This window comes from Arthrobacter sp. CC3 (assembly GCF_039907775.1).
Taxonomy (GTDB): Bacteria; Actinomycetota; Actinomycetes; order Actinomycetales; family Micrococcaceae; genus Arthrobacter.
Genome location: NZ_JARCCY010000013.1, coordinates 24,587 through 40,899, shown reverse-complemented (window position 1 = coordinate 40,899; position 16,313 = coordinate 24,587). Strand labels below are relative to the sequence as shown.

Sequence of the window (16,313 nt, the reverse complement as noted above, 5' to 3'; positions counted from 1 at the left end):
CCAGCCCGGAGACGCGAACAAACCCAGGCGTAGATCGTCCCGGGCTGATTCACGCTCCGCTGGGAGGTCAGGCCGCCCTCCGCTCGGGCTTTTGGACTCCTCGTCCTCGCCGGGCTGACCCGCCCACGAAGAGGGCGTGCAGCTGGTGGAACTGATCATCGGAGAGCGGGGGAGCCTCGGCGGCGATGCGCCTCGCCCACTCTTTCAGCGGCTCTTCGGCTTGGGTGTCCTGCTTCTCGGTGGTCGCGGGTGCGGCCATGCGCGTTCTCCTTCGAATGAAGGAGTGCTTCGCGCGGCGCACCCGCTGCTAGGTCTTGCACGAGGCGGGCCCACCGCCTCGACCAACCGCCCACGTCGGAGCGGCGACACTCTCGGTCGTCTGTCCTCATCATTTTAGTCGCGAGTAGCGACAATTTCTTACTTCCACGCGAACGACACACGTTCGCGGTTGATGCCCTTCCGGCCTTTCCAGTCCTCGCCGATTGGGCCGATCCTAGGTGTGACAAGCAGCCGGATCACCTGCCGCCGGTCAATCAGGGAGAGGTCCTCCCAACGCGCTCCAACGTCGTCCGCGCCAGCGAGTTCGATGATCAGCGGGTCGGTCGCCGCCAACGACTCCAGCCGCTTCTGCGCAGCCTCGATCTTTGGGGCAACCCGGCGTTCCTGGTCGAACAGGGCGCTGAGGTTCCGGACCCTCTCGGCCTCCGCACGGACCTCTTCCAGCCATTCCCGGTGGCCTCGGATCTCCTCCAGCAGAGCGGCGCGCTCAGCGTCCACGCCGTCGTCCTGCTGGCCGACCCGGGCGAGGAAGTCCGGGCGCTGGATCCGCGCCAGCACGACCTCGGTGACGAGCAGGTCCAAGTGGTCCTCTTTCATGGCCACGTGGAAGCCCGTCTTCCCAGGCGCGCCCTGGCATAAGTAGGTGTTGTAGTGCTCTTGCGGCAGTTTCTCGCCGGTTTCTTTATCGATTCGAGGCCGGCCTTTGTTCTGCTTGCCAATCCGCATACCCGCACCGCAGACGCCGCACTCGGCGATGCCGCCCAACAGATGTTTCGCCGGCCAGCTGTTCGTCTTCTGCCGGCTCCGCCCGGCCATGACTCCCTGTAGCCTGTGCCATTCGTCCGGTTCGAGCAGCGGCGGCCACACCGCTTCGACGTCCTGGAGTACCTTCCCCTGGTGTTGCCGCAACCCGGCATAGGCGGGCATCGATAGCATTTGCCTGATGGCCGGAGGTGTCCAACCCAGGACGCGACGGCGCTGTGTGAACGAGGACCGCCGCGGCGGGATACCGCGGGCGTTGAAGTCCTTCGCGACCGAGTAGTAGGTCTCGCCGGCGAGGATCCGCTTGCCCGCCTCCCGCACGATCGGTCCGTGCTCCGGGTGCTCGACTACCTCAACGAGCTGCCGGGTCACCTGGTCGTACACGCGCTCGTAACCGTATATGTTCTTCCCGTGAGGCCGGCCCTTCATGGCGTTGGCGCGCATGTTGCGCAGCAGCCGCTCGCTGGTCTTGTCGCTCTCGTACTCGGCATCCGAGGCGTCCTCGCGTAAGCTCCGGCGGTCACGGGCATTGCGAGGGTCGTAGACGCGGTTGTGCGTCATGACCCAGATCAGCACGCCGCGATCGGCGCAGAATTCGATCAGGTCGATCCATTCACCGGTCCTGCGGGAGCCGCGGCTGGACTCCCAGATGCCGAGCATGTCGGCGTCGAAAGTACCGTCCTCGAGATCCGCCATCAGTTCGGCGAACCCCTCGCGCGCCTTCCTGGCGTATCTGCTGGCGCTGCGGTCGGTGTCACGGTACGGCCGCGGATGGAGGGTCCAGCCTTTCTGTCGTGCTGCTGTCGCCATCTCGTCGTGCTGCTGTCCGGGGCTCTTGCCGGTCCCTGAGCGGTCCTGGGACACGCGGAGGTACTCTCTCAGGACGGGTTCCTTGGCTTCCACTTACCCATCTTAAAGTTGACCCGTACATGGAGAAGGTTTGCGAGATGGGTGTCGGAACTTTGGGTGGAGGCAACTGCCGTCCGCCCCCAGCGCGGTGACCCTGACCTGGTCCGGCGAGCGAGCCCTCAGCGGCTTTCGTACGCGTCCGGTGGGGATTCCTGGTCCGGCGTGCTCGGTTGGCCGCGATCGGTCAGGCACCCCCCGGCGGGAACCTTAGCGGGTTCTCAGTCAGTGAAGAGGCGAATCAGCTGCCAAGCCAGGCAGTCTTGTGGAGTCGAAAGTGAGTCGGCGCGAGCGGGGAACAACCGGCGGGGTGTGGCCGCGACAAGACTCGGGACATTTGCCAGCGGGTCTCTGGTAAGTGCGCTTATCGGGGCATGGAGGAAGACTGCCCTCGCGTGACGCGGTGAGGGAAAAACAACCGCCGCACCGTCCCGGATAAGATCACGGGGAGGTAGTGCGTCCCGCCCTGCCATGTAAGGAGTAACAACGTGTGTGAACCGTGGTCGTCTGCCGACGGTATTTCAGCTAGTGCCAGGGACAAGGGCCTCGTCACCAATTGCACGGCGGCCCATGATGGGATCACGTTCGCGAAGGAAACTCGTTCATGGTGAAGCTCAACCTGAAAGCCGTCGAGGAACGCGTTGCCCCGCTCGGCGGCCGTGAGTCCTACGATCGCGAGTTCATTTTCAGCCTGCTGCTGGCCTACGGCAAGCCGCAGGGCAACGTGACCAGGTTGCGCAATGGCTCACTGAATGTTGCCCACGACCCGGCCACTGAGGTCGCGCAGAAGAACGTCGTCTACTTCAAAGAGACGAGCGGTGATCCTCTCGCGGTCATCGACGAACTGAAGACTTCACCGTTGGTCGTCCGGTACAACACCCGCTTCGTGATCGTCACCGACTATACGGAGCTGCTGGCCATCGACACGAAGACCGGCGAGAACCTGATGATCCCGATCCGGGACATCGACCAGTACTTCACGTTCTTCCTGCCCTGGGCCGGCATGGAGAAGGCACAATACGTCGCTGAGGCGCACGCTGACGTCAAAGCTGCCGAGCGGATGGGCAAACTTTTCGATGAGTTGCTGGTGGCGAACCCCGAAATGTTCGACATGGCGCACGGGCGTCATGCGCTCAACGTCTTCTTCACCCGGCTCCTGTTCTGCTTCTTCGCCGAAGACACCGGCATCTTTGATGAGGGTGTCTTTGTAAATGCAGTCGGCTCACATACTCAGCCTGATGGATCCGACGTCGCGGAGTTCCTCACTGAGGTCTTTCGGGCACTTGATACTGAAGACACCGCCGAGAAACCGGTGCACCTGGCGCAGTTCCCATACGTCAACGGCCGGCTGTTTACAATGAAACCTGATCATGTGGTGCCGCAGTTCACGAAAAGAGCCCGAGACCTTCTGATCGAGTTGGGCACGCTGATCTGGCGTGACATCAACCCGGACATTTTCGGGTCGATGTTCCAGGCGATCGTCACTCCGGGCAAGCGCAGCGACCTAGGTCAGCACTACACGTCAGTGCCGAACATCCTCAAGACCATCGAACCTTTGTTCCTGGATGGCTTGAAGGAACAGCTTGATGTAGGTTTCGACTCCGTCAAAAAGCTTGAAGCACTGCTCGAACGCATCAGCGCGATCAAAGTTTTCGACCCTGCCTGTGGATCCGGCAACTTCCTCATCATTGCCTATAAGGAACTGCGCCGGCTGGAGCACGCGATCCTTGAGCGTCTTTTCGAGATCGACCCAAAGCACCAGATGCTGTACGCAGAGTCCAAGATCAACATCGAAAATTTCTACGGTATTGAGATCGACGATTTCGCAGTCGAGGTAGCGATCCTCTCCCTATGGATCGCAAAGCACCAGATGAATGCGGAGTTCAAAGATAAGTTCAACATCTCTATCCCACTGATTCCGCTCAAGGAAACAGGTCAGATCCGGCAGGGTAATGCCAACCGCGTCGACTGGAAGTCAGTCTGCCCCAACAACGAAAATGAAGAGATCTACGTTATCGGGAACCCACCGTACAAGGGGTCAAGCGAGCAGTCGCAAGAAATGAAGAGCGACTTTCCATTCGTCTTTGGTAACCGATCGTACTCAAAAAACCTTGACTACATCGCCCTTTGGTTTGTCAAGGGTTCTGACTATATCGTTGGCACTAAGTCTGAGTTAGCGTTCGTCACTACAAACTCGGTCGCCCAGGGTCAGCACGTCGAACTAATGTTTCCATCAATTTTCTCGCAAGGCATCGAGATCGGTTATGCCTACACCTCGTTCAAGTGGGAGAACAATGCGAAGCGCAACGCAGGTGTAACAGTGGTCGTCATCAACCTCCGCGTGGCTCGCTCCGGGCCAAAGTACATCTTCACTAATGGGTTACAGATTGAAGCGAAGAACATCAACGGTTACCTAGCTGATGGCCACACTGGCTTCGTTCCAGCAAGACGCAAGCCCCTCGCAGGATCCCTTCCGGCAATGGCATACGGGTCCAAGCCTACGGATGGGGGATATCTGACTCTCGATCTGCCTGAGCGTGACAGACTTGTCGATGCTTCGCCGCAGGCGACAGAATTTATCAAGCGATTTCTCGGAGCGGACGAATTCATTGATGGGAAACAACGCTTCTGCTTGTGGATCGATACACAGATGCTTGGTATAGCCCGGGCCATTCCCGAAATTGGCAGACGTCTCGATGGGACGGCTTCGATGCGCCGAGATAGCAAGAAACTGGCGACTCAGAAGCTTGCAGCAGTCCCGCATCGATTTGGGGAATCCCGTTACAAGGCCACAGATTCAATTATCGTTCCGGGTCATTCGTCGGAGCGCCGGGAGTACATTCCGATGGGCTATCTTGCCTCTGATACGGTGATCTCAAATGCAGCCTTCGCGGTGTATGAAGCGGAACCATGGTTATTTGCATTGTTGACATCACGCATGCACATGACATGGACCCGGGCCGTTGGTGGCCGCATAAAGATGGACTATCGATACTCAAACACAATCGTCTACAACAACTTCCCCGTCCCTCCGCTTTCTGACACGGTAAAGGAAAGGCTGACTATTGCAGCGTTGCGGGTGTTGGATGTACGCGAATATCACTGCGAACGAACCTTGGCTGAACTTTACGACCCAGAGCTGATGCCTGCAGATTTGCGGCAGGCACACGCCGAGGTCGACAACCTGGTGGATTCGATCTACTCCAAACGTGACTACGAAACCGACGAGCAGAGATTGTCAGACCTCTTCGGTATGTATGACGAGATGACTGCCGCCGAGGCCACAAAGGGGACGAAGTGAACAAGCCGATAAACATCGTCGACGTGACATATGCCCGCACTAAGGCATCGGTAAACACCGATGCACTGGGCATGCGGGAGATGCAGCAGCGCGTCTTCGCCAAGAGAGATGCCCAGCACCTTCTGGTCAAAGCACCGCCGGCGTCAGGGAAGTCGCGAGCCCTGATGTTTGTTGCGCTCGACAAGCTCTACAACCAGGACCGGAAAAAGGTCATCGTCGCCGTCCCCGAGCGATCCATCGGAGCCTCCTTCTCCTCAACGAAGCTCACCTCGCACGGATTCTTCGCAGACTGGGAAATCAAAGACAAGCACAACCTCTGCGACGCCGGTTCCTCGCAGGGCAAAGTAGGAGCGTTCATTGACTTTCTTGAAGGCTCTGACGCCACGTTGGTCTGCACGCACGCGACGCTGCGGTTCGCCTTCGAGAAGCTCGCACCGGAAGCGTTCAACGGCACCGTGCTGGCAATAGATGAGTTCCACCATGTCTCCGCTGATACCGAGGCCAACCGCCTCGGCGCGCTCCTGCGTGAAGTCATGAACGGCTCGGACGTGCACATCGTGGCAATGACCGGCTCGTACTTCCGCGGAGACTCAGTGCCGGTTCTGTCCGCTGAAGACGAGGCACAGTTCACGCCGGTCACGTTCAACTACTACGACCAGCTCAACGGTTATGAGCACTTGCACTCGCTCGGCATCGGGCATCACTTCTACCAGGGCCGCTATACGGACGCTATCGGTGAAGTCCTGCACCTGGACAAGAAGACCATCGTTCATATTCCGAACGTCAACTCGGGGGAGTCCACCAAGGACAAGATCGAAGAAGTCGGGTTCATTATCGATGCGATCGGCCACGTCGAAGCCACTGACCCCGATACCGGAATCATCAGCATCCGCCACAAAGATACCGGTGAGATTCTTCGCGTCGCCGACCTCGTGGATGACACCGACCAGAAAAAACGTGCTGACACGCTCCACTATCTCTCCCATGTCGCCTCGAAAGAGCGCGATGCCGTGGACATCATCATCGCCCTGGGCATGGCGAAGGAAGGCTTCGACTGGCCTTTTGCCGAGCACGCCCTGACCGTCGGGTACCGTGCCTCGCTGACCGAGGTCATCCAGATCATCGGCCGGGTCACCCGCGACAGCCCCGGCAAGGAGCATGCCCAGTTCACGAACCTGATCGCCGAACCCGACGCCACTCAGGGTGAAGTGAAGGTCTCGGTGAACAACATGTTGAAGGCGATTACGGCATCGTTGCTCATGGAGCAGGTGCTCGCACAGAACTTCACCTTCAAAACAAAGAAGTTCGACGGGGACGACTCGAAGATCCCCGGTCAGCTGAAGATTAAGGGCTTCAAGGAGCCCTCGACGGAGCGTGTCAGGCAGATCGTCGAGACGGATCTGAACGACCTGAAAGCTACGATCTTGCAAGACGACACCTTCGCTCGCGCAGCAGCGGGCTCGATCGACGCAGAGACCGCCAACAAGGTCCTGATCCCGAAGATCATCCGAGAAAAGTACCCGGACCTTGACGAATCGCAGGTTGAAGAAGTGCGGCAGCAGGTCGTCGTGGACTCAGTGGTCAAGAACGGTGAGGTCCGCGAAGTCGGAGACAAACGCTTCATCAAGATGGCAGAGAAGTTCGTCAACATCGATGAACTCTCCATCAACCTCATCGACTCGGTGAACCCCTTCCAGCGCGCCTTCGAGGTCATGTCCAAGTCGGTGACTCCCTCCGTACTGCGGATCATCCAGGACCAGATCACGGCTACCCGCGTCGAGTTCACCGAGGAAGAGGCTCTGGCTCTTGTTCCCCGGATCAAGAACTGGATCAAGGTCAACAATCGACGGCCAGACTCCCGTGCCGAGGAACCGACTGAGAAACGATACGCCGACGCGCTGCTCTGGCTCCAGCGGGCCAAGCAGAAACTCGAAGCCCAAAAGCGTGCGACTGAAATGGCATCGGACGAATGATCGATAACGACGAAATTTTCGAGGAAGCGCCGGCTTCCCTGCAAGACCTCATCGACAACGACCTCGATGGCCTGCTCAACGTGCCCGAGAAAGCCAAGAAGGTCACCTCGTCTGACCGCCTTGAGCGGGCTTTCCTAGAGATCGTAGAGTTCCGCCGGACACACGAGCGTCTGCCGAGCTCGGCGACGAGGGAGATCGCCGAGCGGAAGCTTGGGGCCCGCCTGGAGGGCATCCTGGCCAACGACGAAAAGATGGCAGCGCTCAAACACCTCGACACGGAGTTCGAACTCCTGGCTGTAGAGGCAGCGCCAGAGTCATTGGACGAGCTTCTTGACAGCGATGACCTGGACGATCTGCTCGGCGACGACAGTGGCATCCTCGACGTATCGGATCTTCCCGTGATCAAACGGCCCGAGTCTCCGGACTCGGTCGCTCAGCGGGTAAAGGCCGAGGACTTCGACCTGTTCGAACCTTTGTTCAAAGCGAAGCACGCCGAGCTGGCCGAAGGCACATATAGTCTGGTGCCTTTCACCGGCATGGATCTTATCCGTGAGGGTGCGTTCTTCGTTCTCAGTGGCGTTATGTGCTTTGTCGCTGAGGTCGGTGAAGACGTGGACCTGATTGTCGGCGGCAAGCCCAGGCAGAAGCAGCGGCTCCGCCTCGTCTTCGAAAACGGCACTGAATCGGCGATGTACAAACAGAGCCTCATGACCCGCATGTACGAAGCACAGGGCCAGGTCCTGGCGCGGACAGGCCACGATGCTACCGAAGCCCTCGACGCCGACGTGGAGAGCGGCCACATCTACGTATTGCAGTCGCTCAGCAAGGATCCTGTTGTCGCTGGGATGAAGGATCTCCACAAGATCGGCTTCTCGACTACCAAGGTCGAGACCCGCATCAAAAACGCGGCGAAGTCGCCGACCTACCTGATGGCACCCGTGAAGGTGCTGGCAGACTACCGCCTCTACAATGTGCGTGCGTCGTGGCTGGAGCACCTCTTGCACCGCGTGTTCGCCGAGGTGCGTCTGGACCTGACGCAGGTCGACCGGAAGGGACGCGACTACGACCCATCGGAGTGGTTCGTGGTGCCGCTGGAAACCATCAACAAAGCCGTCGCAATGATCATGTCCGGCGAGATCACCGACTATGTCTACGACGCTCAGCTCAAGAAACTCGTCGAACGACAACAGGCAGGATGGGAATGACGAATGGCTGTTGAGATGGGCTTGTGGCGGGCAGAGGGCGGCCAACTCAGCCGGATAGTGCCGACATCAATCGGCTTGGAATCCCAGTTGGAGGGCTACATCGAGTCTGACCCGTCAGTGCTTGGCGAGCCGCTTCTCGTCATTGGCCGGCAGGTTCCGACCGCGCACGGGGGATTCGTAGATCTGCTCGCCCTGGACGAAACGGCGTCGCTGCACGTAATCGAACTCAAACGCGACAAAACTCCACGCGATGTTGCCGCTCAGACCCTCGATTACGGCTCCTGGGCAGCAACCCTTGGCCGAAGCGATATCGACAATATCTTCGCCACCTACCGTCCAGGCCTTGCTCTTGAAGAAGCGTTTGCCGATCGTTTCGGCGACACTCTTCCTGAAGAGGTCAACACTGCACAAGAATTTAGAATCGTTGCCGCCAGTGTTGACGCCGCTACCGAGCGCATCGTGCGGTTCCTCAATGAAGACTTCGATGTCCCCATCAACGTCGTCTTCTTCAGACATTTTCAGGACAACGGATCTTCGTATCTTGCCCGCAGCTGGCTGGTCGATCAGAGCGAACAAGCCAAGTCGTCCATTGCCGCGACCTCACGGAAGAACAAGACACGTGAACCCTGGAACGGGTCTGACTGGTACGTCTCATTTGGCGACGAGCCAACAGGCCGGCAATGGGTCGACGGCATGAAGTACGGCTTCGTCTCAGGCGGCGGCGGCAAGAAGTATTCACAAACGCTGAAAAACTTGCCCCTCGGTGCCCGAATCTTCACCTACATCCCCAAAATCGGATACGTCGGAGTTGGTACTGTCGCGGGCGAGGCCCAGAGATTCGACGAAACCACCGTCATCGTAGATGGAATCGAGCGGAAGCTGACTGATCTCGCCCTGGCAGGAAACTATCATCATGACGGCGACGAGGACGACGACAATGCAGAATGGGCAGTACCGGTCGAATGGACACGCGCCGTTCCGCGTGATCAGGGAGTGCGGAAGACCGGGCTCTACGCCAACCAGAACACAGCTACAAAGATGCGCAGCCAGTTTACGATCGAGCACCTCACTGCTGCCTTCGGTCTTGATGACTGAGCCTGGGCGGATGGCCTATCGAGACTTATGCGGACGAGAGCGTTCGCGAATAGCAGGCCTGACCCTCGCCTGAGGCGACGCTCTTGTCGAACCAGTCCGCCGTGGGAGAATCGTGAGGATGACGACGGCACTTCCCGACCTCTGGATCGACTGGTGCTCGGTCATGGGCGTGCCTGCCGGAAGGATTGATGAGGCCTCACTCTCTCGCTTTTCGCGGCAGGTACAGCCGTCCCGGGCTGTGCTCTCGACTCTTCGCCGGCGACTGGCTCCTGACGTTCCAGCGGCCCCCGCGTGGCCGCGCGGGCACACGGAGGACACCGGCTCCCTGCAGCGGCTGATCCGGCGCGGGACGGCGATCGTCCAGCACCCTGGTACCCACTGGGTCTTCCGGCTGCGGCTGCGCAGGTTGCTGTTCGCTGCGGTTCTGCTGGCACCGCCCTCCCACGGAGGCCTCGGGCTGGACAGGGCGGGGGCGCTTGGGCTGCGGCCGGAGAGGATGCGCGAGCTGCGCCAGTGGATTGGCATCGCCGAGGACCCGAGCGCCTGTCCGGCGTGCGCCACCTGGTCGTGGCTCGATGTGATCGGCACCAACAGCGGGTGGTCGCACGGCTCCGTCCGGGCCCTGGGGCACCGCCGCGACGAAGTAGGCTCCGCGCACCGGCACCTGCGGCCGGATCCCAATCCGGACTGGCACCTCTGCGTCGGCATGCTGCCAGCCGTGGACCGCTGGGGATGGATCGATGCCTACCGCTCCATGCACCTATCCTCGCTGTCGGCGGTCATCAGTGCCGCGGCCCTGCTGCTCGACGGTCCGGAGCCCGCACCTGCGCCGGTGCCTGCTGCAGCTGCGATGCCGGCCAGCCCCCGGCGGCAGATGTCGCGTGAGGAGGAAGAGCAGATCCTCAAGCGCGCCGACGAACTGACCGCGCGCGTCGAGGCGATCCTTCGCGAGTTCGATACCGGCCGATAAAGTCGTGTGTATGGGATTCAACTGGGAGCAGGTCCTCGGGACCAAGGGTGCAGACCTCTCCGACAGCTACGACCAGAGCGCCTCGGACGCGCTGTACCAGGACCACCCGGGCGCGGCTCCGCCAGCAAGTCCGGAAGACCCGGGCGATGAGGTCGTCCGCCTGCCGTTCGACGAGAGCTGAGCCTTCAATCTCCCACGCCGTGGTGTCCGTTTTGAGACATAACCTGAGGTCAGCGCGCATGCACACTTAAATGTGTAGTCCCCCGGGTCGATGTCCTTAAGCATGTATGCGTGGAGGCGTACGAGCTGTGGCCGATTTGCCGTCAAACATGCGCGCGACATCTTGCGATCCTCCGAGAGATCAACGCCGTGGTCCCGTTTCAGGGAGAGGTTGGAGGACCCAAGAAATCGTTGTCTGGTGTCACTCCCGCCCACCTTTGTTGCAGGTCCCGGCTAGGATGACGGTAATAGTTCTCAGGTCAGGTGGGGGAATGGCGCAAGAGTTCATCGCGGATCGGTATGCGGCGATCAGGGGTAGCCACAGGCAAGGTGGACAAGGCGATGTCTTCAAGGCCGTCGATCTGGACAGTGGTAAAGAAGTCGCGGTTAAGGTCATTCCAGGCACAAAGGATGCGGTCAACGCGATCTTTTTCACGAGGGAGACGGATGCACTCGCCCGACTCGACCATCCCAATGTCGCCCGGCTCCTCGACAAAGGCTTCGACGCCCAACGTGGTGACTACTACATCGTCCTTGAGTGGATTCCAGACTCCCTGACGGACTGGCTCGCAGGCCTGGGCGAGCCCCCAGGGTGGGATGATCTGTGCGAGACTATTGGGCTCCCCCTTTCGAGCGCGCTAGCCCACGCCCACGCCAACGGTGTGTTGCACAGGGATATCAAACCCACCAACGTCTTGTGGGACGGCCATGGACCGCTGCTTGCCGACTTCGGCATCAGCAAAATTAAAAACCAAGTGGCTGCACCGGGAGATGCCACAGTCGTGGACCACGCCTCCACGCCTTATGCACCGCCGGAAAAGGTCACGAAGGCGGCATCGAACCGGGACGTCCATGGGCTCGCAGCCACGCTAGTCCGCTGTCTCGTCCCCTACGAGCTGCACAACTATGCAGACATCTCACGAGCCTTGTCCGACGACGTAGACGGCATAGATGTCCCTGAACAGGTCATGGACCTGTTGAAACGTTGTCTGAGCAATGACCCGAGTAACAGGCCCAAAGATGGCCAGGTCCTGGACCTCGAGCTCCGTAAGCTCCACTCCAACCGCAGCCGGAAATGGCGCGCCCAAACCGAGATGGCAGTCAACCTCACCACGCAGGCCCGTACGCAGTTGCTGAAAGCACGTGCTGACTCGATCCCTGAACGCTCGATCGAAACCCTCATGGGAACAGCCACGTACGCCGTGCCCCGCAGAGCCCAGAAGGGTTCAGCGGTCATCCTCAACCCGGACGAGTTCGAGCTCGTCGGCGACGAGCTTTGCCTCGTCGTCAAGTTCACAGAGGGAGGCATGGTCTGCACGCGAGCAGACGTCCGCGATTTCTACGAACTTGAGGCACGCCGTCGCTCGCCAGCAGCAGTCCTCCTGCCGTCAGATCAGTACGTCTGGACCGCCCGGCCACCGGCGAGCCCGCTGGCTGCACACCGCGCGACCAAAGAGCTTCACGAACTCCTTCGGCAGGCCATCCAGGATGCCGAGGACCGCGACAGCGAACGATTCCGCCAAAGCCGACTTGACGGCTGGTCACGACTCATCGAGGCCAAGGAGGAACTCGACAGGAAACTCGAAGACCCTGTCGGATACAGGCTCAACTCCCGTCACTGGAACACCGCAAACCTCCAACTGGACCACGAACCACGTGAGGAAATCCTCGACCAGGACCTCTTGGCCCGCGAAACAGCCCGGCCTATGTCCGGAACCTCTGTTTCATGCGTCGTGGAGGAGATCGACGGAGACGAGGCGACCGTCCGAATCTCAGGAAACCCTGCCGATTTTCCTGAAGACGGAGTCCTGGTCAGGAACCGGACAGCCTCGAACACCGCAGTGCGGCGACAACGGGAAGCACTCGGCTCGCTCCGCGACCAAAGAAGCCTGCGCCCGGACCTTCGCGACCTGGTACTGGACCCCGCGTCGAGCTCCCCTGCCCAGCCAGTGGAGTTCGCGCCCATCAACGCGGACCTCGACGACGACAAGAAGGTCGCAGTGGCAAAGGCACTCGGAGCCTCTGACCTCTTCCTCGTCCAAGGCCCACCGGGCACCGGAAAGACGTCTTTCATCTGCGAGCTCGTCGCACAGCACCTGAGGGCCCGCCCACATGACAGGATCCTCCTCGTCAGCCAGATGCACGTTGCTCTTGACAACGCCGTAAGCCGTCTCGACAGGGCAGGAGTGGACGGCCTTGTCCGACTCTCGACGCGAGAAGACCAGGTAGCCCAAGAGGCGGCCCATCTCCTCCTGCCGAACAAAATCAAAGCCTGGATAGAGGAGGTGAGGCACAGGGCTGGCCAAGGGCTCGAGCAGTTGGCCGCTGCCGTCGACGTCTCGGCCCCGCGCCTTCGATTGGCCTTCGCCGCAGAGGAAGCCGCAGCCGCGCTGCGGCTCCGGGACCAGCGTAAGGCAGAACTCGAATCATTCGACCCACAGGACAGCGACGACGACGTCGAAAACGAACTGACGGATCGGCTGGACAGGGCCGAGAAGGCGGCAGCCCTCGCCTTGGACACGGTTCGGCAGCAGGCAGGCGTCGTTGACGCCAATGTCGCCGAACAGGAAAGCATCGAAACGCTCACTCATCTTTCCGCAGCGTGCCTCGACAGAAACCCCGACGCTGCCCGCCTCCGGGACATCATGCGCGCCCAGGCCGACTGGCTGGCAAGCCTGCAGGATCCCCGCTCGGCCGAGCTGCTGTTCCTTCCGAAACAGTCCGTCATCGCCGGGACGTGCATGGGATTCCTGGGAAACCAGAGCGTCCGCGATATCGACTTCGACCTCTGCATCGTCGACGAGGCGTCACGGGCAACTTCCACCGAGCTCTTCGTCCCTATGGTGCGTTCGCGCCGGTGGGTGCTCGTGGGCGACACGAAACAGCTCCCGCCGATGCGCGAAGAGGTCATGGACCACAGTGAGCTTGTCGATACCTACAACCTCGACGAACTGCTCGGCTCCGACTCGTTGTTCAGCATCCTGGTGGCAGAGTCACCAAATGACTGCAGAGAGAGCCTCGTCACGCAGCATCGGATGGCTCGCCCCATCGGACAACTGATCTCCAACACCTTCTATGACGAGCAACTTGTGCACGATCCGCATCCTTCACTCCACGGAGAAGCCCTCAGCGGGCAACCTCGCGTGGCGTGGTTCTCGACAAGTCGTCGCGAAACCCGGCATGAAGACTCGGTCAAGGCGAAAAGCTCCTCGAACGCGACCGAGGTCGACATCGTCTGCCGACGACTTTGCCGACTGGAAGAAATGGCCAGAAGGGGTGAGCTCCGCCGTCTGGACGGCAACCGGACGGAAGTCCTTGTCCTCACCGGGTACCAACGACAGCTCCACATGCTGGACCGCGCAGTCCGCGCCCTTACTCTTCCCCACCTCGACATCAGCGTCAAAACGATCGACGCCGTACAGGGCAGAGAAGCGGACGTCGTAATATTCTCCGTCACCCGGAGCAACACTCGCCTCGACATGGGCTTCCTCTCAGAGTCCTTCGGGGAAGGCCGCATCAACGTGGCTCTTTCACGCGCACGCGAACTCCTCTGGATCGTCGGAGACTCGGAATTCTGCACTGCCAAAGACGGACCGCTGAAAAGAGTGCTCAACCACATAGATCACACCGACGACTGCCGAATGGAGTTCGTGTGACCGACCCCTTCGCCCTCGCTGCCCGACGCCACGCCCACGTCATCCCCGGCCACCTCTTGGTGTCCGCAGAGCCCTGCGCCATCCCAGCCTCAGTGCTCACCGTCGACCTGCTGGCCGAAAGAGCCAGCGAGCTCGGCGTCGCCGAGCGATACACCCTCCGGGCCATCAAATTAGGTTTGAAGCGGATCGAGGAAATCTCCTGGTTCCTCGGACTCGACCAAGACGATACCGCCAATGTGATCGGCGCCCTGCTGCAGAGGGAGATGATCGACTACAGGGCGCTCGACACCGACCACCGCCACATACAACTACTGCCCCCTGGGCAAGACGCACTCGAGGATACCGTGGCCGAGGCGCCGAAAGTCGTCACCCTCTCGGTCATGTTCGACAGGATCGTCCGCAAACCAGTCGCCTGGACCAAACGATCCCTCACACGCGCGGCCGAGATAGGGAACCGTGAAGGAATATTGGTCCTGCCGCCAGCGTCAGGCGAACCTGCAACCGTAGACGAACTGTCCGCAGCCGACCTCACCGCAATCCTGGGAGGCAGGAACCAGGTCAACCGGATACTCGGCACTCTCGGTGTCACCGAGAACCGGAAGTACTTCAAAGAAGCCATCCTGCTGATCTATAAAGGAATCGACTCCGACTCGGTTCGTCTGGGCCTAGACATCGACGGTACGTGGAGTCCGGCCCACGAGGTACAACTCGAGCGCCTTCAGACCGTCGATCGACTCGGCATCAGAATCGAAGGACCGCAGTCGCCCGCCGACGGCCAAACACGGACCTACGCCCCGGAGCCCGGCAGAACCCCGAAGATGGCGCGAGAAGAGGTTCTCACGCTCCAAGCGATCGCAGACGGTCCCGAAACCCGGACAGAGGGGCCCCATGCGGATACCAGCGCAGAAGCCGGCCAGACTGTCGATTCGGCCGCGATACGGTGGCTCGGCACCTATGAGCATCCCTGGATTCTCGATGAAGCAGTAACAAATACCCGGCGGAGACTCCTCATCATCAGCCCGTGGATCACAAGTGCGGTGGTCACAAAAACCTGGATCAGGCAGATCGAGAAACTGGCTGCCAAGTGCCCTGTCATCATTGCCTGGGGATATGAAGACCAGCCCAAGATCGACGAGTCCCTCACCGAGCTTCATTCGGCAGCGCGACGGTCAAAACAGCTCGCCGTAGTGCGATTGAAGAACACCCACGCTAAGGTGCTCGTCGGCGACGACTTCTATGTCACGACCAGTTTCAACTGGCTTTCGTTCAGAGGCGACAGGAGCCGACGGTACCGAATGGAGGAAGGAACCCTCGTCCGTGACCGCAGGCTCGCCGACCTGGCCTATGAGCGGTATCTGGACCAGGTCAGAGAGCAGGCCTTAGAAGTGATCGGCAACCTGCCAAACCCGTCCGGGGCCGCACTTCCGGATGCCAGCACCTCGAGCACGTCGCCAAACGCTGCATCCGATGCCCAAGATGACAACAGTAAAGGCCACAGCAGCCGGCCACCACGGCACCGGAAGCCGAGGAAGACGCCCCCAGAGGAGGTATGGGCACAGCTTCGCACCGGAGAGACGATTCCTGGCCGGATCCAAGGCTTTGCCGTCTTCGGGGTGTTCGTCACCCTCGAAAACGGCATCGTGGGCCTCATCCACAATTCGCAACTGCCGTCCACCATGCGAAGGCCCGAGGGGAACGGCCTCGGTATCGGAGAACGCGTCATTGTCCGGATTCTTGAGGTCCAGCCCGAACGCAAACGCGTCTCGCTCGCACTGCAGGGCTAAAGATACGGCCCGCTTCTGTATTGGCGTGTCCACCTCAAACGGATCGTCAGCCCGCCTCCGGGCCGTGGCCGAGAAGCCTTTCACGTGACCTGTGCCGGCGACATGCCCAGATCTCCGCGTTCGCGTTCGGCGTTCGCGGGGGCCAGCTGTTCTGGTGGGATCC

At 60.4% G+C, this 16,313-nt stretch carries 10 protein-coding genes; 8 read left to right on the top strand and 2 right to left on the bottom strand.

The features are described 5' to 3' along the window. Window positions 1-67: 67 nt before the first annotated feature. Window positions 68-259: a hypothetical protein gene (locus tag PV761_RS09955; protein ID WP_347896327.1), complete on the bottom strand. Its 192-nt coding sequence runs from the start codon at window positions 257-259 to the stop codon at window positions 68-70. A 158-nt stretch (window positions 260-417) separates the two neighbouring features. Next, window positions 418-1,944 (bottom strand): recombinase family protein, encoded by a 1,527-nt coding sequence (locus tag PV761_RS09950; protein WP_347896325.1) that lies wholly within the window; start codon window positions 1,942-1,944, stop codon window positions 418-420. A 607-nt stretch (window positions 1,945-2,551) separates the two neighbouring features. On the opposite strand from PV761_RS09950, the gene PV761_RS09945 reads away from it, so the two are divergent. The 8 genes from PV761_RS09945 to PV761_RS09910 all read left to right on the top strand — a co-directional run bounded on the left by PV761_RS09945 (window position 2,552) and on the right by PV761_RS09910 (window position 16,150). Next, window positions 2,552-5,248, top strand: coding sequence for a DNA methyltransferase (locus PV761_RS09945; protein WP_347896323.1), 2,697 nt, complete (start codon window positions 2,552-2,554; stop codon window positions 5,246-5,248). After that, window positions 5,245-7,221, top strand: coding sequence for a DEAD/DEAH box helicase (locus PV761_RS09940; protein ID WP_347896321.1), 1,977 nt, complete (start codon window positions 5,245-5,247; stop codon window positions 7,219-7,221). The genes PV761_RS09945 and PV761_RS09940 overlap by 4 nt, the downstream gene beginning before the upstream one ends. Continuing rightward, entirely contained in the window at window positions 7,218-8,426 is a 1,209-nt protein-coding gene (locus PV761_RS09935) for a GIY-YIG nuclease family protein (RefSeq protein WP_347896319.1), read from the top strand. The genes PV761_RS09940 and PV761_RS09935 overlap by 4 nt, the downstream gene beginning before the upstream one ends. A gap of 3 nt (window positions 8,427-8,429) precedes the next feature. Beyond that, a complete protein-coding gene (locus tag PV761_RS09930; protein ID WP_347896317.1) occupies window positions 8,430-9,521 on the top strand; it encodes a hypothetical protein in 1,092 nt (363 codons plus the stop codon). 118 nt (window positions 9,522-9,639) lie between these two features. Beyond that, window positions 9,640-10,491 (top strand): hypothetical protein, encoded by an 852-nt coding sequence (locus PV761_RS09925; protein WP_347896315.1) that lies wholly within the window; start codon window positions 9,640-9,642, stop codon window positions 10,489-10,491. A gap of 10 nt (window positions 10,492-10,501) precedes the next feature. After that, entirely contained in the window at window positions 10,502-10,672 is a 171-nt protein-coding gene (locus tag PV761_RS09920) for a hypothetical protein (RefSeq protein WP_347896313.1), read from the top strand. A gap of 310 nt (window positions 10,673-10,982) precedes the next feature. After that, window positions 10,983-14,366: an AAA domain-containing protein gene (locus PV761_RS09915; protein WP_347896311.1), complete on the top strand. Its 3,384-nt coding sequence runs from the start codon at window positions 10,983-10,985 to the stop codon at window positions 14,364-14,366. Beyond that, window positions 14,363-16,150, top strand: coding sequence for a S1 RNA-binding domain-containing protein (locus PV761_RS09910; RefSeq protein WP_347896309.1), 1,788 nt, complete (start codon window positions 14,363-14,365; stop codon window positions 16,148-16,150). The genes PV761_RS09915 and PV761_RS09910 overlap by 4 nt, the downstream gene beginning before the upstream one ends. Window positions 16,151-16,313 lie beyond the last annotated feature (163 nt).